At 65.2% G+C, this 15,727-nt stretch carries 18 protein-coding genes; 3 read left to right on the top strand and 15 right to left on the bottom strand.

All coding sequences use genetic code 11. The features are described from left to right. Positions 1-44: 44 nt before the first annotated feature. A complete protein-coding gene (locus N0B28_RS13120) occupies positions 45-227 on the top strand; it encodes a DUF6021 family protein (RefSeq protein ID WP_275726560.1) in 183 nt (60 codons plus the stop codon). 53 nt (positions 228-280) lie between these two features. Here N0B28_RS13120 and N0B28_RS13115 read toward each other — a convergent pair whose 3' ends face one another. From N0B28_RS13115 to N0B28_RS13100, 4 genes are all read right to left on the bottom strand, one after another. Next, the gene (locus N0B28_RS13115; RefSeq protein ID WP_275726558.1) at positions 281-532 is read right to left on the bottom strand and encodes a hypothetical protein; all 252 of its coding nucleotides are present in this window, start codon (positions 530-532) and stop codon (positions 281-283) included. A gap of 203 nt (positions 533-735) precedes the next feature. Beyond that, on the bottom strand, positions 736-948 hold the full coding sequence (locus N0B28_RS13110) for a hypothetical protein (protein ID WP_043861484.1): 213 nt from the start codon (positions 946-948) through the stop codon (positions 736-738). A gap of 119 nt (positions 949-1,067) precedes the next feature. Beyond that, positions 1,068-1,292 (bottom strand): hypothetical protein, encoded by a 225-nt coding sequence (locus tag N0B28_RS13105; RefSeq protein ID WP_043861485.1) that lies wholly within the window; start codon positions 1,290-1,292, stop codon positions 1,068-1,070. A gap of 62 nt (positions 1,293-1,354) precedes the next feature. Further along, positions 1,355-1,582 carry a hypothetical protein gene (locus tag N0B28_RS13100; protein WP_043861486.1) on the bottom strand — a complete coding sequence of 76 codons (228 nt, stop codon included), beginning with the start codon at positions 1,580-1,582 and terminating at the stop codon, positions 1,355-1,357. Positions 1,583-1,666: 84 nt separating this feature from the next. On the opposite strand from N0B28_RS13100, the gene N0B28_RS13095 reads away from it, so the two are divergent. Beyond that, the gene (locus N0B28_RS13095) at positions 1,667-2,356 is read left to right on the top strand and encodes a metallophosphoesterase (protein WP_275726556.1); all 690 of its coding nucleotides are present in this window, start codon (positions 1,667-1,669) and stop codon (positions 2,354-2,356) included. Here N0B28_RS13095 and N0B28_RS13090 read toward each other — a convergent pair. Then, positions 2,349-2,681, bottom strand: a complete 333-nt coding sequence (locus tag N0B28_RS13090) for a hypothetical protein (protein ID WP_196932254.1) — start codon at positions 2,679-2,681, stop codon at positions 2,349-2,351. The two genes, N0B28_RS13095 and N0B28_RS13090, sit on opposite strands and share 8 nt — an antisense overlap. Positions 2,682-2,782: 101 nt before the next feature. On the opposite strand from N0B28_RS13090, the gene N0B28_RS13085 reads away from it, so the two are divergent. Then, on the top strand, positions 2,783-3,409 hold the full coding sequence (locus N0B28_RS13085; protein ID WP_043861489.1) for a LysE family translocator: 627 nt from the start codon (positions 2,783-2,785) through the stop codon (positions 3,407-3,409). A gap of 3 nt (positions 3,410-3,412) precedes the next feature. Here N0B28_RS13085 and N0B28_RS13080 read toward each other — a convergent pair whose 3' ends face one another. From N0B28_RS13080 to N0B28_RS13035, 10 genes are all read right to left on the bottom strand, one after another. After that, the gene (locus N0B28_RS13080) at positions 3,413-5,863 is read right to left on the bottom strand and encodes an autotransporter outer membrane beta-barrel domain-containing protein (RefSeq protein ID WP_275726551.1); all 2,451 of its coding nucleotides are present in this window, start codon (positions 5,861-5,863) and stop codon (positions 3,413-3,415) included. 150 nt (positions 5,864-6,013) lie between these two features. Further along, positions 6,014-6,289 carry a peptidylprolyl isomerase gene (locus tag N0B28_RS13075; RefSeq protein WP_038611202.1) on the bottom strand — a complete coding sequence of 92 codons (276 nt, stop codon included), beginning with the start codon at positions 6,287-6,289 and terminating at the stop codon, positions 6,014-6,016. 91 nt (positions 6,290-6,380) lie between these two features. Then, positions 6,381-6,860 (bottom strand): serine protease inhibitor ecotin, encoded by a 480-nt coding sequence (gene eco / locus N0B28_RS13070; protein ID WP_078480411.1) that lies wholly within the window; start codon positions 6,858-6,860, stop codon positions 6,381-6,383. A 68-nt stretch (positions 6,861-6,928) separates the two neighbouring features. Beyond that, on the bottom strand, positions 6,929-7,699 hold the full coding sequence (gene hbdH / locus N0B28_RS13065; RefSeq protein WP_275726545.1) for a 3-hydroxybutyrate dehydrogenase: 771 nt from the start codon (positions 7,697-7,699) through the stop codon (positions 6,929-6,931). 10 nt (positions 7,700-7,709) lie between these two features. Then, positions 7,710-9,101 (bottom strand): GntP family permease, encoded by a 1,392-nt coding sequence (locus tag N0B28_RS13060; RefSeq protein ID WP_058540163.1) that lies wholly within the window; start codon positions 9,099-9,101, stop codon positions 7,710-7,712. A gap of 874 nt (positions 9,102-9,975) precedes the next feature. Further along, complete coding sequence (locus N0B28_RS13055; protein WP_275726540.1) at positions 9,976-11,370, bottom strand: sigma 54-interacting transcriptional regulator; 1,395 nt, start codon at positions 11,368-11,370, stop codon at positions 9,976-9,978. Positions 11,371-11,398: 28 nt separating this feature from the next. Further along, positions 11,399-12,421 (bottom strand): ABC transporter permease, encoded by a 1,023-nt coding sequence (locus tag N0B28_RS13050; RefSeq protein WP_275726537.1) that lies wholly within the window; start codon positions 12,419-12,421, stop codon positions 11,399-11,401. Next, the gene (gene yejB / locus N0B28_RS13045; RefSeq protein WP_043860172.1) at positions 12,421-13,479 is read right to left on the bottom strand and encodes a microcin C ABC transporter permease YejB; all 1,059 of its coding nucleotides are present in this window, start codon (positions 13,477-13,479) and stop codon (positions 12,421-12,423) included. The genes N0B28_RS13050 and yejB overlap by 1 nt, the downstream gene beginning before the upstream one ends. Then, complete coding sequence (locus N0B28_RS13040; RefSeq protein WP_275732057.1) at positions 13,476-15,317, bottom strand: extracellular solute-binding protein; 1,842 nt, start codon at positions 15,315-15,317, stop codon at positions 13,476-13,478. The genes yejB and N0B28_RS13040 overlap by 4 nt, the downstream gene beginning before the upstream one ends. Positions 15,318-15,386: 69 nt before the next feature. Continuing rightward, on the bottom strand, positions 15,387-15,668 hold the full coding sequence (locus N0B28_RS13035) for a peptidylprolyl isomerase (RefSeq protein ID WP_043860171.1): 282 nt from the start codon (positions 15,666-15,668) through the stop codon (positions 15,387-15,389). Positions 15,669-15,727 lie beyond the last annotated feature (59 nt).

The raw sequence follows: 15,727 nt of genomic DNA, 5'->3' as shown, positions 1-15,727 counted from the left end.
AGACACCCGGATGCCTGGCCCCATTCGACGACGTGGAGGTATTGATGACCGGTAATCAGCACAAACCAGTAGGACCGCATTCATCCGAGCACGCCTCTGAACGGGACACGCTGGACTTTGATCCCGATTCGCCAGACCTGGATGACCCGCAGGTCGATCCGGTAGGCCCGGCCAAGGCGCCCAAGGGCGGGCCAGAACCACGCAAGCCACCGCTTCTTGGCGAGTAGCCGCAAACAAGGGCCCGGCGCAATGCCGGGCCTTTTTGCAATCAGCCGTGCAATCAGCCGCCGGCTGCCTTGGCCGCGGTCACACCCGCCGCACTGAGCTTGATCGGGTAACGCACTGACGGTTCATCGTCGGCCCCAACGGTGACCGCACCGTCCTGGATCAACCCCTTGTCCTGCAGTAGCTTGAGCGTCTCGGCCACCGCCTTTTCGCCTTCGAAGTTGTCCAGCACTTCCTTGCCCAACCCGTTCGGGTGGGCGTGGTACAGCCGGGTGAGTACTTCGTTTTGCAGTGTTTGATTGGTCATTGCCTGCCTCGCAGTGTTCATGGGTATGAAGGGCGTTGCACAGCTTCCGACAGGCCAGGGCGGCAGGGATTCCACCGGATGTCGCGAGGGGGCGACCGGTTGCGTTACAGCAGGTTGCGGGGTGGGGGCGGGCAGCAGGGCCCTGAAACAGAACTGCCCCGGGCAACGCCGCGGGGCAGTGGGTCAAGCGCTACGCCGGGGCGTCAGGGCTTGTTGTTGAGCTTGCGCAGTTCTTCGTAGGTGGCCGACTGGACGAACCAGAAGCCGGAAACGATGCACCAGGTCAGCGTACCGACAATCAATGTGCCCAGGCCAGCCAGGAAGCTCTGGCTGAACATGAACAGGCCGGAAATCCAGATGACGGCCAGTGCCACGTACAGCACCACGTTGTTGACGCTGATAACAAAATCTTTCACGAGTAATCCTTCCCGAGTCATTGTCCACTGTCGCACGAACGGCGTGCGACAGGCCGCTATCATATTGATATTGCGACAACAATTCCATCGGAACGGGCACTGCGCCTGCCTGTCAGCGGCTAGCGAAAGCGCGGCAGCGGTCGGTCCAGGGTGAGGGAGGTCAGGGTCTTCTTCACCAGCACCTCGTCGGCTTCGACGGCCTTGAGAGTGTCGCGGATCTTGCCCGCCACCGGTACATCGCCCTGGCGGTCGATCCAGTCGGCGATCTCCTTGCAGGCCACGGCCAGGCGGTCCTGACGGTGGTTGATCAGGGTCAGCAGGGTGGTGATCTCTTTGTCGGACATGGCGCATTCCTCCCTTCGGCGAATTAAGTGTAGCAGTGCGCCGGCAGTTGGCCCCCCCAGCCTCAATCGGGTTTGCCGCGCACGATGCGCCCGTCCTTGACCTCGTCGGCATAGGCCTTGAGCTTGTCCGAGTCCCGGTACAGGCGGTTCATCAGGTGCAGCACCGCCACCACGTCGACGTCCTTGATGCGCTCGGCCAGCTTGCTGATTTCACCGGCGGTACGCTCAAGGTCGGTGGCGACCAGCTTCAGGTCACGTTTGAGTTCTGCGGAGGACTTCTTGATACCCATGGATACCTCGGATGGGCTGATTGCGTTCAAATGGGTGCATTCTAGCAGGCGACACCATCGGCAACAGAAGAGGGGAGGCACAGCATGAGCGCCAGGGTGCAGGTACGGGCCAACCGTAGTGGCCGCGATATCGCGGTGGGCGATGTCCATGGGCACTTCCAGCGCCTGCAGCAGGCACTGGATGCCGTCGGGTTCGATCCGGCCATCGATCGGCTTTTCAGCGTGGGCGACCTGGTCGACCGTGGGCCCGACAGCGAACAGGCGCTGGCATGGCTCGATCAACCCTGGTTTCACGCGGTGCAAGGCAATCATGAAGCGTTGGCCATTGCCCACGTGCGGGGCCACTGGCTGGACCAGGCGATGTACCGCGCCAGTGGTGGCGGCTGGTTTCTCGACCTGGAAGCGCAGGCCCAGGCCCGCTTTGTGGCCGCCTTCGAACAGATGCCCCTGGCGCTGGAGCTGCAAACCCCTGAAGGCCTGGTCGGCCTGCTGCACGCCGACTGCCCGTTCGCGCATTGGCAGACACTGTGCGAGCACCTGGCAGGCGAACCTTCAGCCGATGTTCAGGAGGTGTGCCAATGGTCGCGACGACGCTTGCAGCAGGGCGACACTGGCGAGGTTCAGGGCTTGCGTGCGCTGATCGTCGGGCACACCACGCTGCGCGAGGTGAAGGTGCTGGGCAATGTCTGGCACCTCGATACCGGCGGCTGGGCAAGCGGACACTTCAGCCTGCTTGATCTTGCCAGCCTTGAGTTACTGCAGACGCCTAGATGAACCACCACGGGTCACCGTTGGGCTTGGTGGGGGTTCGCCTGAGCTGGCGTATCGATACCCATGCCAACGCGATGCCAACCAGCAGCATCAGGCCACTGAACACCATCTTGAACAGGATCGCGGCATGAAACGCGTCGGGGTTGTCACGCAGCGTATGGGTCACGTGGTGGACTGGCCGGATACGGTTGCTGACCATACTGGTCACGCTGCCCGCCTGCAGGTCTTGCAGGTTCAGCAGGGCCATCGCCAGTGCACCCAGAATCAACAGGAAGCCAGCCATCAGCAAGACCATCATATGGCCGCTGCCCACGCTGTTCTGGCGCATGGTCGCCTCCTGGCAGATTTCGAGAAGCGCGCGATCATACATGACTTGACGCTGGCCGGCAGGGCATTTGAAACTCGTTGCCCCAGCCACCGGAGCCCCTCATGGACCTGACCACCCTCGCGTTATTCATCCCGGCCTGTTTCGCCCTGAACATGGCCCCTGGCCCCAACAACCTGCTGTCGCTGAACAACGCCAGCCGCTACGGCCTGCGCACGGCCTGCCTGGCTGGCGCCGGCCGCCTGCTGGCGTTTGCCGGCATGATCGTACTGGCCGCCATGGGCCTGGCGGTGGTGCTGCATACCAGTGAATACCTGTTCCTGCTGGTCAAGGTGCTGGGCGCCGGCTACCTGTTCTACATCGCCTGGCAGTTGTGGCGCGCACCGGTCGGCGAGGCCGCGCAGGTCGGTGCACGCGGCGTGGGTACCCTGCGCCTGGCGCGTCAGGAGTTCCTGGTGGCAGCCGGCAACCCCAAGGCCATCCTGATCTTCACCGCGTTCCTGCCCCAGTTCGTCAGTGTGACAAGCGCCACGCCGGTGGCCGAGCAGTTCGCCGTGCTGGGGGCGATGTTCCTGGTACTGGAGTGGCTGGCCATCGCCATCTACGGCTGGCTGGGGGCGTACATGCAGCGCTGGTTCAACCAGCCTGCACCGCGTCGGCTGTTCAACCGGGTCAGCGCATCGTTGCTGGGCCTGGCGGGGTTCGGCCTGCTCGCCGCACGCCGGGCCTGAGCCCTACCAGCTGATGCGCAGCCCCAGGGTGCCGCCAATCGATTCCTGCTGGCGGCTATCAAGGTTGGCGCTGTAGGTCATTGCGCCGTACACCGCCACGGCGGGGCTCAGCCGGGCGTCCAGGCCGGCGCCCACGTCCATCCAGGTGGCGGCCTGATCAGTCCTGATCGGCTCGCCCCCGTCGAACCGCAGGGTGTCGCGCCCGCCACTGCTGCGCCATACATTGCTGCGCAGGTAGGGCTCCAGCGGCACGCTGCCGGCCAGGTAGCTGCCCTTGATTCGTGCGCCAACGCGACCGGTCCAGTTGGTCTGGCTGTCCTGGCTGACCGTTGAAATGCCATCGCTGCGCGTATCGAAGTCGACCTTGCGGGCGATCACCTGCACCTGGGGCTCGACCACCCAGCGCGCGCTCAATGCCAGCGGATAGCCGGCCTCCACCGAGGCCGCCAGGGCATGCCCATCCAGATCGAGCTTCACGCCGCGATCGGAACGGGCGCGGCCGTCCAGATCGGTGTACTGCAGCACCGTGTCCACGTACCACTGCCCGGGACCGATCAGCGTCCAGTAGGCGCCGACACTGTCGCCATCGAGGCGAACATCGCCCACCGCATTGTCTTCGAAACCCAGCGCGAAGCCTTTGACATCGCCATCGAGCCGGCTATGGCTGACATACACCCCGGCGTGCTGGCGATAACCGCCGTCGGTGTGCGTCGCATACAGGTCATGGCCCACCTCGAAACCGCTCAGGTTGCCGTCCAGGCTTGGCGACACCGTGCCGGACCACTGCTGGCGCAGGTGCTCGCCAAAGGTGCGGGCCCACCCGGCGGCCACCGGGCCTTGTTCGTCGAGCAGGCGTTGCTCGCCCTGGCGCTGGTGGAAGGTGCCCAGGGTCGACAGGCTGATGATGGCCGCGGCGCGGCTGGCCACCGCGTACACCGGCACTTCGGCGCGGTACAGCACGATGGCCTGCCCGGCGACCGGGGTGGGCAGTGGCGGGGTACCCGGGGCGGCCACGGGCGCCGGCACCACCGGTGGCGGTGGCTGGCCGGGCAGGGGCGGCGCCGATACCGGGGGCGCGACCACGCTCGAGCGCAGGTACCAGCTGTTCTCGCTGCCGGCGCTGACCCCGCCCTTGAACAGGTAGTACTGGTAGGCCCCGGCCGACAAGGGCTGGCCAAGGCTGAACGCCGTGCTGGTGCTGGTGGTGCCAGGGCCGGCCTCGACCACCTGGATGCCATCGGCCGCTGTCAGCGCGCCGCTGCCGCCCAGGTTGTTGACCTGCAGGGCAGTGCTGCCGGCCAGCGAGCCCTGGTTGACCACCAGCCGGTCGGAGGCGGCGCCGTCGCCTTCGAGCACGCTGTCGACCTTGAGCACGCCGTTGCTGCCTGCGTAATTGCCGCCGAGGGTCAGGCGGCCCAGTGCATTGGCGCCGCTGCTGAGGTCGATGAGCCCGGCGTTGTTCACGCTCACCGGTGTGCCGCCGGCAAACGCCGTCACCTGGCCGGTGCGCGCCACCAGCTGGCTGGTGGCATCGATCAGCAAGGTGCCGGTACCCGTGCCCTGGTCTCCAAGAACCAGGTGGTCATCCAGGTTGAAGACCGAGGCGTTGGTCAGGGCCATGCGCTCCCAACCGGTATAGCGCGCGCCCAGGCTGCTGCGGGTATGGTCCAGTACCAGGCTGTCGCTGCCCAGGCCGCCGTCCACCTGGCGCACCAGCCCCAGGCGGCTTTCGTCGAGGTTGGCGAGCAGCGCCTGGTCGCTGCCGTCGCCCATCAGCACCGCACCGCGCACGATGCCGTCGTCGCGCCAGGTGAAGCTGTCGTCGCCGAAGCTGAGCAGCACATTGCCCACCACCTCGCCACCGCTGATGGTCACGCTGTCGTCGCCACCGCTGACGCTGATGTTGCCGCCGATGCGTCCGCCACTGACGATGACCGTGTCGCGGTCAAAGCCTGTGACCAGGTTGGCGTCGATGATGCCGCCGGACATGTCGAACAGGTTGCGGTCCAGCTTCATGTCGACGCGCCCGATGCGCCCGCCGCTCATGTAGGCCACATCGCCATCTTCGAAGGCGCCGATGATGCGTCCGCCGCTCATCTGGAACAGGTCGCGGCCGTTGCCCTGCTGCAAGGCCTGCAACTGCCCGCCGGTCATGATGAAGGTGTCGATGCCCGCGCCCTGATCGAGCACGCCGGTGATGATGCCCGACGCCATCTCGACGCGGTCAACGCCGGGGCCGAAGGTCACGCTGCCGGTGAGGGTGCCGCTGCCCCCGGCCGGCAGTATCAGCGTGTTGTCACCGCCAGGGTCGACAAGGGAGGTGCCAATGCCGCTGTCGCAGACATAACGATCGTTGCCGCCGGTAGGGGCGAAGGTGCAGTCCGCCTGACTTGTCAGGGCCCACGGGCTCAGCAACGGCAGGCACGCCAGGGCAACGCGGCTGGGCGGGCTCATTTCGTCCTCCTTGGGCTAGCGATCGGCCCAAGCGATACAGGGCTGCGACGGCGGTCGCAACTGGCAGAAATGATAGGTGGTCATCGGAAATGTGCACATTGGCGCAAAAACGCCTGACCGATGGCACGCCTGTCGATCAGGGCAGAGGGCTCAATCGCGGTAGAACACCTGCACCAGGTGGTAACCGAATTTGCTCTTGATCGGGCCGTGTACCACCCGCAACGGCTTCTTGAAAATCACCTGGTCGATGGCGCCCACCATCTGTCCCGGGCGTACTTCGCCCAGGTCGCCGCCGCGTTTGCCCGACGGGCAGGTGGAGTACTTTTTCGCCAGCACATCGAAGGCTTCGCCCTTGGCGATGCGCTGCTTGAGCTGTTCGGCCTCTTCGGCGGTCTTGACCAGGATGTGACGGGCCTGTGCTTTCATGTTGCCTCTGTTACGGGTAAAACCGGCGATTATGCCTGATTCGGGGCAGGGCGGCTTGGCGCGCCGTGCCCCGAACCCACGCGTTGGCGGGTTACTCCACCGTGGCGCGTTTCACGTCGCTGGAAGCCGACCAGATGCGATAGCGCACTTCCACGTCCTTGGGGGTGTAGACCACCACCGGCAACTTGCTGTTGTAGCGCAGCAGGAAACCATCGCCGACCACCGGCACGAAGGCGTCGATCTTCTTGTTGTCGGGGCAGCCCATCAGGGTCGAGACAGGGCCCATCACCTTGTCCAGCCGGTAGTAGCTATAGCCCCAGCCTTCGAGGGTCTTTTCTTCGAGGTTGCCACCCAGGCGCTGCAGGTTGCAGTCCACCTTGAGGGTCTTGCCGGCCAGTACCTCGACCTTGAATGCCGACTCGTCTTTCTGCTCGGGCAGGTGGATCACCTGGCGCACAAAGCCGTTTTCGGCTTCGGGATAAGGGGCCACATCCTTGAGGCTTGCTGCGAGAACAGGGGCGCTGAAAGCCAGGGGCAGCATGAACAGGGCGGTCAGGGAAAGCGGTCGCATAAAAGCTCCTTGCGGTTTGAAAATGACAGTCGTAGCCGGCCAGCGGTACCTGCGCCCCAGGCCGATGGCTACTGGGCCAGCCAGCCGCCATCGATGTTCCAGGCGGCGCCGCGTACCTGGCTGCCGGCTTCGCTACACAGAAACAATACCAGCTCGCCCAGGTGTTGCGGTGTGACGAAGGCGTGCGAGGGCTGCTTTTCGGCCAGCAGGTCCTGCTGGGCCTGCTGCGGATCGACCCCGCTGGCGATGCGATCGTCGATCTGCTTCTGTACCAGCGGGGTGAGCACCCAGCCGGGGCAGATGGCGTTGCAGGTCACGTTGCTGGTGGCGGTCTCCAGGCCCACCACCTTGGTCAGCCCGACCACCCCGTGCTTGGCCGCCACATAGGCGGCCTTGCCTACCGAGCCGACCTGCCCGTGCACCGAGGCGATGTTGATCACCCGCCCCCAGTTGCGCTGGCGCATGCCGGGCAGTGCCAGGCGGGTGCTGTAAAACACCGCCGAAAGATTGAGCGCGATGATCGCGTCCCAGCGTTCCACCGGGAACGCCTCCACCGGGGCGACATGCTGGATGCCGGCATTGTTGACCAGGATATCGACCCCGCCGAACTCGCGTTCGGCATAGGCAAACAGGTCGTTCAGTTGCTCCACGCTGCCAAGGTCTGCCGCGTGGTGCCCCACCCGGGTGCCATGCCGGCCCACCTCGGCAAGCGCTGCACTGGCGTCGCCGAAGCCGTTGAGAATCACATCGGCGCCAGCGCCGGCCAATGCCTGGGCGATACCCAGGCCGATGCCACTGGTGGAACCGGTAACCAGTGCGACTTTTCCTGCAAGGCTCATGGAAGTCTCCTTAGACAATGCCTGTAGCGTAGAAGGTAGCGATCACCACGAAGACTGCCAGGGTCTTGATCAGGGTGATGCCGAAGATGTCCTTGTAGGCTTCGCGGTGGGTCAGGCCGGTCACCGCCAGCAGGGTGATCACCGCGCCGTTGTGCGGCAGGGTGTCCATGCCGCCGCTGGCCATCGCGGCCACTCGGTGCAGCACCTCCAGCGGAATGTTCGCCGCGTGCGCCGCACTGATGAAACTGTCGGCCATGGCCGCCAGCGCAATGCTCATGCCGCCGGATGCCGAGCCGGTGATGCCGGCCAGCAGGGTCACGGTGATGGCTTCGTTGACCAGCGGGTTGGGAATGTTGCGCAGCGCATCGGCCAATACCAGAAAGCCTGGCAGCGACGCGATCACCGCGCCGAAACCGTATTCCGACGCCGTGTTCATCGCCGCCAGCAGGGCACCGTTGACCGCGCTCTTGCTGCCCTCTGCCAGGCGCGTGCGGATGGCGCCGAAGGCGCTGACCAGCACCAGCAGGATGCCCAGCAGCAGGGCGGCCTCGACTGCCCAGATGGCCGTCAGCTTGGCGATTTCGGTCTGTACCGGGGCGCTCATGCCGGGCAGGCTCAGGCTGTGGGTCTTGCCGTACCACGCCGGGATCCAGTGGGTGAACAGCAGGTTCATCACCCCCACCAGCAGCAGTGGCGACAACGCCAGCAGCGGGTGCGGCAGGGTCAGGTCGGCGGCGGTTTCGGGTTCGTTGCGCAAGTCGCTGCCGTAGCCTTCACCGGCGCGCTGCGCCTTGTTGCGCTGGCGCTGCAGGTACAGCATGCCGGTGCAGAACACGAACAGCGTACCGATCACGCCAAGCCAAGGCGCGGCCCAGGCGGTGGTGTTGAAGAAGGTGCTGGGGATGATGTTCTGGATCTGCGGGGTGCCCGGCAGGGCGTCCATGGTGAACGAGAACGCACCCAGGGCAATGGTGGCTGGTATCAGACGTTTGGGGATATCGCTCTGGCGAAACATCTCGGCGGCGAACGGGTACACCGCGAACACCACCACGAACAGCGACACCCCGCCATAGGTGAGCAGCGCGCACACCAGCACGATCACCAGCATGGCCTGGCGTGTGCCCAGCAGGCGAATGGCGGCAGCCACGATCGAGCGCGAGAAACCCGAGAGCTCGATCAGCTTGCCGAACACGGCGCCGAGCAGGAACACCGGGAAATAGAGCTTGATGAACCCGACCATCTTTTCCATGAACACCCCGGTGAAGGCGGGCGCGACGGCGGAAGGGTCGGTAAGCAGCACCGCGCCGAGGGCGGCGATGGGGGCAAAAAGAATCACGCTGTAGCCACGGTAGGCCGCCAGCATCAGCAGCGCCAGGGCTGCCAGGGCAATGATCACACTCATCGAGTGTCTCCTTGGGTGCATCTTGTTTTTGTTGGGATGCAGCCCTTAGCGAAGACCGTGCCATTTTAATAAGCTATTGATTTATATGGATAAATACTAATTCCAGTGGAATTTATCGAATGATTGTCTCTGGTTTGAGACTGGGTGTGCCGTGCGTGCGCTTGCAGCGCAGGAGGATCTGCACACGGGGTATGCCTGACACACCGTGCACTCTGGTTTTGCGACCGCTTCGCGCCCGTTCGCCGGCAAGGCCGGCTCCTACGTCTCTGGCCGGCAGGCCGTAGGAGCGGGCCTTGCCCGCGATCTGGTGCGCAGCGCCAGTAAAACCTGCACATGCGGTCTGCCTGACACACCGTGCACTCTGGTTTTACGACCGCTTCGCGCTCGTTCGCCGGCAAGGCCGGCTCCTACGCCTCGGGCCGGCAGGCCGTAGGAGCGGGCCTTGCCCGCGATCTGGTGCGCAGCGCCAGTAAAACCTGCATATGCGGTCTGCCTGATACATCGCGCGTTCGGGCCTTGCGACCGCTTCGCGCTCGTTCGCCGGCAACGCCGGCTCCTACGCTTCTGGCCGCCAGGCCGTAGGAGCGGGCCTTGCCCGCGATCTGGTGCGCAGCGCCAGCCAAACCTGCACATGGGGCTCGCCTGACACACCGTGCACTCTGGTTTTACGACCGCTTCGCGCTCGTTCGCCGGCAAGGCCGGCTCCTACGTCTCTGGTCGCTAGGCCGTAGGAGCGGGCCTTGCCCGCGATCTGGTGCGCAGCGCCAGTAAAACCTGCATATGCGATCTGCCTGATACATCGCGCAAACAGGTCTATGACCGCGTTGTGCCGATTCATCAGCAAGGCCGTCTCCAGGTTGAGATGACAGTCTCTCTATTGAGACTTGATCCCCAGAGCCGCCAGCTTCTTGTACAGCGTCGAACGCCCCAACCCCAGCTCTCGCGCGGCCTGCGGCACATTCCCGGCGCAGCGGGCGAGGGCGTTTTCCAGCAACTGGCGCTCGAATGCTTCGCACGCCTGCCTGTAGTCGGTTATGGGGTCGGTGTCGACTGTAAGGGGCGTCAACGGGCCCAATGCCGATTGCATCTGGGCGGCAGTCAGTTGCTGCTGGTCAGCCATCAGCGTGGCCCGCTCCAACACGTTGCGCAGCTCGCGAATGTTGCCCGGCCAGGCATGTCGGGCCAGCAGCGCCTGTGCCGGTGCCTGCAGCTCATGGCGGCTGCCCAGCTCCTCCAGAATCGCCTCGCTCAACGCCGGGAGGTCATCGAGCCGTGCACGCAATGGCGGCACCTCGATCGGCAGCACGTTCAGGCGGTAATACAGGTCGGCGCGAAACTCCCCGCGGGCCATCGCTGCCGAAAGGTCGCGCGAAGTGGCAGCAATCACCCGCACATCGCTCTGCAGCATCTGGTTGGAACCCACCGGCTCGTATTCCTTTTCCTGCAGCACGCGCAGCAGTTTGCTCTGCAGCGCCAGCGGCATGTCGCCGATCTCATCGAGAAACAGCGTGCCGCCTTCGGCCACCTGCAGCTTGCCCGGCCGGCCCTTGCGGTCGGCGCCGGTGAACGCACCCGGCGCGGTGCCGAAGAATTCGGCCTCCAGCAGATCGTGCGGGATAGCGGCGCTGTTGATGCTGACAAACGGCTTGTGGGCGCGGGGCGAGGCGGCGTGGATGGCATGGGCGAGCAACTCCTTGCCCGTGCCGGTCTCACCCAGTAGCAGCACCGGCGAATCGCTGCTGGCCCCACGCCGCGCGCGGCGTTTGACCTCAAGGCTTGCGGCGCTGGTACCGATGAACTGCGCAAAGCTGTACTTGGCCTGGCGCGCACGCAGCAGCGAGCGGGTCGAGGCCAGTTCCTGCTGCATGCTGGCATAGCGCTTGAGCAGCGGCGAAAGGCTGTGCAGCTCATCGAACAGGGCAAAGCCGATGGCGCCCATCACCGCGCCCTCGGCATCGTGGATCGGCAGGCGCATCACCACCAGCGGCTCCTTGGGCGTGTCGAGCATGTCCAGCAGAATCGGCCGGCCCTGGGTGATCACGTCGCGCATCTGGCTGCCGGGGATCACGCTTTCACACGGCTGACCAATCGCGGCACTGGCGTCCTCCAGGCCAAAGCGCCGTGCGTAGCGCTGGTTCATCCACACGATTCGTGCATCGCGATCGACGATGATCGTGCCCTCGCTGGATTGCTCGATGATCTCGAACAGCGAGCGGATCGCCAGTTGGCGCACGCGCTGGTAGTCCTTGAGGCTGTCACTGTCTTGCATGGGCCGCTCCGCCGTAATGAGGCTGCGATTATGCCCGTGGATCGAACGCCTCGCGCAATGCGTCGCCGATGAACACCAGCAGCGAAAGGATCAACGCCAGGGCGAAGAATGCGGTAAACCCCAGCCATGGCGCCTGCAGGTTCTGTTTGCCCTGGTTCACCAGCTCGCCCAGGGAGGCGCTGCCGGCAGGCATGCCGAAACCGAGAAAATCCAGTGCAGTGAGGGTCGAGATGGCCCCGGTGAGAATGAACGGAAGGTAGGTGAGGGTGGCGTTCATCGCATTGGGCAGAATGTGCCGCACGATCACGAGCCGGTCGGGCAGGCCCAGCGCCCTGGCGGCCTGCACGTATTCCAGGTTGCGCCCGCGCAGGAACTCCGCGCGCACCACGTCCACCAGTGCCAGCCATGAAAACAGCGCCATGATTCCCAGCAGCCACCAGAAGCCGGGTTCCACAAAACCACTGAGAATGATCAGCAGGTACAGCACCGGCAGCCCCGACCACACTTCCAGCAGGCGCTGGCCGATCAGGTCCACCCAGCCGCCGTGGTAGCCCTGCAGGGCGCCGGCGGCCACGCCGATCACGGTGCTGATGGCGGTCAGCAGCAGGGCGAACAGTATCGACACACGGGTGCCGTACAGCACCCGCGCCAGCACGTCGCGCGCCTGGTCGTCGGTGCCCAGCCAGTTGGTGGCGGTGGGTGGGCTGGGGGTGGGTACCTGCAGGTCGTAGTTGGGGGTGTCGGCGCTGAAGGGGATCGGGGCAAACAGCATCCAGCCACCCTGGCCCTCGATCAGCTGGCGCACGTAGTGGCTGCGGTAGTCGGGCTGGAACGGCAACTGGCCGCCGAACTGCTGTTCGGTGTAGCGCTTGAAGGCGGGGAAGTACAGGCTGCCCTGGTAGCCCAGCAGCAGCGGCTTGTCGTTGGCCACCAGCTCCGCCCCCAGGCTGAGCAGCAACAGCAGCCCGAACGCCCACAGCGAGAACCAGCCGCGGCGATTGCGCCGAAAATTCGCCAGCCGGCGCCTGGACAACGGCGACAGGCGCCGCATCAGTGCTGCCTCGTGGCAAAGTCGATACGCGGGTCGACCAGGGTGTAGCACAGGTCGCCCAGCAGGCGGATCAACAGGCCGAACAGGGTGAAGATGAACAGCGAACCGAACACCACCGGGTAATCCCGCGACACCGCCGCCTCGTAGCTCATGCGGCCCAGGCCGTCGAGCGAGAAGATCACTTCGATCAGCAGCGAGCCTGCGAAGAACACCGTGATCAGCGCCTGGGGAATGCCCGCCACCACCAGCAGCATCGCGTTGCGAAACACATGCCCGTACAGCACCCGACGCTCGCTCAGGCCCTTGGCCCGCGCGGTGACCACGTACTGGCGGGTGATCTCGTTGAGGAAGGCGTTCTTGGTCAGCAGGGTGAGGGTGGCGAAACCGCCGATCACCAGCGAGCCCACCGGCAGCACCAGGTGCCAGAAATAGTCGGCCAGCTTGCCGGCCAGGCTCAGCTCGGCAAAGTTTTCCGACACCAGCCCGCGCACCGGAAACCAGTTGAGCGAGGTCCCACCGGCAAACAGCACGATCAGCAACAGTGCGAACAGAAACGCTGGCAGCGCGTAGCCGATCACGATCAGCGCACTGCTCCAGGCATCGAAAGCGCTGCCGTGGCGTATGGCCTTGCGAATGCCCAGCGGGATCGACACCAGGTAGGTGATCAGGGTGGCCCATAGGCCCAGTGAGAGGGTGACCGGCAACTTGTCCAGGATCAGGTCGGTGACCTTGGCACCGCGAAAGAAGCTGCTGCCGAAATCCAGCTGGGCGTAGCGAGTGAGCATCAGCCACAGCCGCTCGTGGGCCGGCTTGTCGAAGCCGTACTGGCGTCTGATGGTCTCCAGCAGTTTGGGGTCCAGCCCGCGGCTGGCCCGCGAGTCGCTGTGCAGCGTGTCGCTGCCGGCCCCCGGCGCACCGCCGCCGATACCCTGCAGGCGCGCCACGGCCTGTTCTACCGGGCCGCCCGGTGCCGCCTGGATGATCACGAAGTTCACCAGCAGAATGATCAGCAGGGTGGGCAGTATCAGCAGCAGCCGGCGCAGGATGTACGCGGTCATGGCGCAGCCTCCAGCCGCTCGGCCATCTGCGCCGTGGTCAGCGGGGTGGGGCTGACCTCCCACCAGGTGTCCAGCGCCGGGTCATTGCTGGCTTGCACCCTGGGGATGCCGAAGCGGTTCCACCACACCGTGGAGGCGCCGGGCGGGTAGTAATTGGGGATCCAGTAGTAGTTCCATTGCAGCACCCGGTCCAGCGCATGGGCATGGCGCAGCATATCGGCCGGGCTCGCGGCCTTGACCAGGCCGTCGATCACGCTGTCCACCGCCGGGTCCTGCAGGGCCATGTAGTTGTTCGAGCCAGGGTCGGTAGCCGCCGCCGAGCCGAAGTAGCTGTAAAGCTCCAGCCCGGGCGAGGGCGACACCGGGTAGCCGGTGACGATCATGTCGTAGTCACGGGCCATCAGCCGGTTGACGTACTGGGCCGCGTCGATGCGGCGTATGTCCAGGGTGATGCCGATCTGCGCCAGGTTGCGTTTCCACGGCAGCAGCAGGCGCTCCAGGCCCGACTGGCCATTGAGGAAGGTAAAGCTCAGCGGCTCGCCCCGGGCATTGACCAGTTGATCGCCCTGCGGGCGCCAGCCGGCCTGCTGCAGCAGAGCGAGGGCTTGCAGCTGCTTGTCACGGATCAGCCCCGAGCCGTCGGTGCGCGGCGCCTCGAACACCCGGTCGAATACCTCGGCCGGCACCTGTGCACGCAGGGGTTCGAGCAGGGCGAGCTCTGCGCGGTCGGGCAGGGCGCGGGCGGCCAGCGCACTGTTGGCGAAAAAGCTCTGCTGGCGGATGTACAGGTTGCGCATCATCTGCCGGTTGCTCCATTCGAAATCCCACAGCAGGCCCAGTGCCTGGCGCACGCGCCGGTCCTGGAACACCGGGCGCTGCAGGTTGAACACATAGCCCTGGGCATTCTGCGGCGCCCCTCGGGCCAGGTGCGCACGTTGCAGGCGCCCGTCGTCCAGGGCCGGGCCGTTGTAGCCGATCGAATAGCCGGTGGCGGAGAACTCGCGGTTGTAATCGTAACCGCCACCGCGCAGCACCTGGCGTGCCACGTCGGTGTCGCCGAAATACTCGATCTTCAGCTGGTCGAAGTTGTAGCGCCCACGATTGACCGGCAGGTCCCGTGCCCACCAGTCGCGGTTGCGCTCGAAGGTGATGCTGCGCCCATTGTCGACCCGTGCGATGCGGTACGGGCCGCTACCCACCAGCGCCTGGAAGCCGCCGCCGTTGGTGAATGTATCCTGGTCGAGCGCGTGCTCGGGCAATACCGGCAGCGACGCCAGGTCCAGGGCCAGGGTACGGTTCTGATTGTTCTTGAAGTCGAAGCGTACCTGCAGGGGCGTCTCGACCACCACAGCAGCCACGTCGGCAAACTGCGTGCGGTACTTGAGATTGCCTTCACGCAGCAGCAGTTGGTAGGTGAAGCGCACATCCTCGGCACGCACTGGCCGGCCATCGGCAAAACGCGCACGCGGGTCGATGTAGAAGCGCAGCCACAGCCCATCGGCACTGCGCTCGAGCTTTTGCGCGATCAGGCCGTACACGGTATAGGGCTCGTCCAGTGACCGAATGGCCAGCGGTGCATACAGCCAGCCGTCCACCTCGCTGACCCCGGTGCCCTTGTCGATGTAGGGCAGCACATGGTCGAAGCCGCCGATTTCCAGCGCCGAGCGACGCAGGCTTCCACCTTTCGGGGCTTGCGGGTTGACGTAGTCGAAATGGCTGAACGAGGCGCGGTAGCGGGGGGCTTCACCATAGACGGTGAGGGCGTGGCTGGGGGCGGCGATCAGGGTTTGCCAGGGAGGCAGCAGAAACAGCAGCGGGGCAAGGGCGAACAGCACAATGCGGATCAAGCCCGCTCTCACAGGAGCGGGCCGACCCTCGACACGGCCGGCAGATGCGGCCAAGGCCGATCAGTCCTGGCGGCTGGTCACTTCCAGCAGGTGATAGCCGAACTGGGTCTTCACCGGGCCTTGAACAGTGTTCACCGGTGCGCTGAACACCACGGTATCGAACTCCTTGACCATCTGGCCGGGGCCGAACGAGCCCAGGTCACCGCCCTGGCGGCTGGAGGGGCAGGTGGAGTTGGCCTTGGCGATTTCGGCGAAGTCGGCGCCGGCTTCGATCTGTGCCTTGAGTTCGTTGCACTTGTCTTCGCTGGCGACAAGGATGTGACGGGCGGTGGCTTTTGCCATGGAGAATGCTCCTGGTGAGTAAAGGTGCAGCCTAGCGCAATCGGCGCGCGATTTCCTCC

The sequence above is a fragment of the Pseudomonas sp. SD17-1 genome (assembly GCF_029201585.1).
Classification (GTDB): Bacteria; Pseudomonadota; Gammaproteobacteria; order Pseudomonadales; family Pseudomonadaceae; genus Aquipseudomonas; species Aquipseudomonas palmensis.
This window is presented reverse-complemented; position numbering and strand designations above follow the sequence as displayed.

Bases quoted from the DNA above. Each gene is read 5' to 3' on its own strand.
- N0B28_RS13035 (WP_043860171.1), bottom strand. From the start codon at position 15,668: ATGGCAAAAGCCACCGCCCGTCACATCCTTGTCGCCAGCGAAGACAAG.
- N0B28_RS13095 (WP_275726556.1), top strand. From the start codon at position 1,667: ATGAGCGCCAGGGTGCAGGTACGGGCCAACCGTAGTGGCCGCGATATC.
- N0B28_RS13060 (WP_058540163.1), bottom strand. From the start codon at position 9,101: ATGAGTGTGATCATTGCCCTGGCAGCCCTGGCGCTGCTGATGCTGGCG.
- N0B28_RS13080 (WP_275726551.1), bottom strand. From the start codon at position 5,863: ATGAGCCCGCCCAGCCGCGTTGCCCTGGCGTGCCTGCCGTTGCTGAGC.
- eco (WP_078480411.1), bottom strand. From the start codon at position 6,860: ATGCGACCGCTTTCCCTGACCGCCCTGTTCATGCTGCCCCTGGCTTTC.
- N0B28_RS13105 (WP_043861485.1), bottom strand. From the start codon at position 1,292: ATGTCCGACAAAGAGATCACCACCCTGCTGACCCTGATCAACCACCGT.
- N0B28_RS13115 (WP_275726558.1), bottom strand. From the start codon at position 532: ATGACCAATCAAACACTGCAAAACGAAGTACTCACCCGGCTGTACCAC.
- N0B28_RS13055 (WP_275726540.1), bottom strand. From the start codon at position 11,370: ATGCAAGACAGTGACAGCCTCAAGGACTACCAGCGCGTGCGCCAACTG.
- N0B28_RS13085 (WP_043861489.1), top strand. From the start codon at position 2,783: ATGGACCTGACCACCCTCGCGTTATTCATCCCGGCCTGTTTCGCCCTG.
- N0B28_RS13050 (WP_275726537.1), bottom strand. From the start codon at position 12,421: ATGCGGCGCCTGTCGCCGTTGTCCAGGCGCCGGCTGGCGAATTTTCGG.
- N0B28_RS13120 (WP_275726560.1), top strand. From the start codon at position 45: ATGACCGGTAATCAGCACAAACCAGTAGGACCGCATTCATCCGAGCAC.
- N0B28_RS13090 (WP_196932254.1), bottom strand. From the start codon at position 2,681: ATGCGCCAGAACAGCGTGGGCAGCGGCCATATGATGGTCTTGCTGATG.
- yejB (WP_043860172.1), bottom strand. From the start codon at position 13,479: ATGACCGCGTACATCCTGCGCCGGCTGCTGCTGATACTGCCCACCCTG.
- N0B28_RS13075 (WP_038611202.1), bottom strand. From the start codon at position 6,289: ATGAAAGCACAGGCCCGTCACATCCTGGTCAAGACCGCCGAAGAGGCC.
- hbdH (WP_275726545.1), bottom strand. From the start codon at position 7,699: ATGAGCCTTGCAGGAAAAGTCGCACTGGTTACCGGTTCCACCAGTGGC.
- N0B28_RS13100 (WP_043861486.1), bottom strand. From the start codon at position 1,582: ATGGGTATCAAGAAGTCCTCCGCAGAACTCAAACGTGACCTGAAGCTG.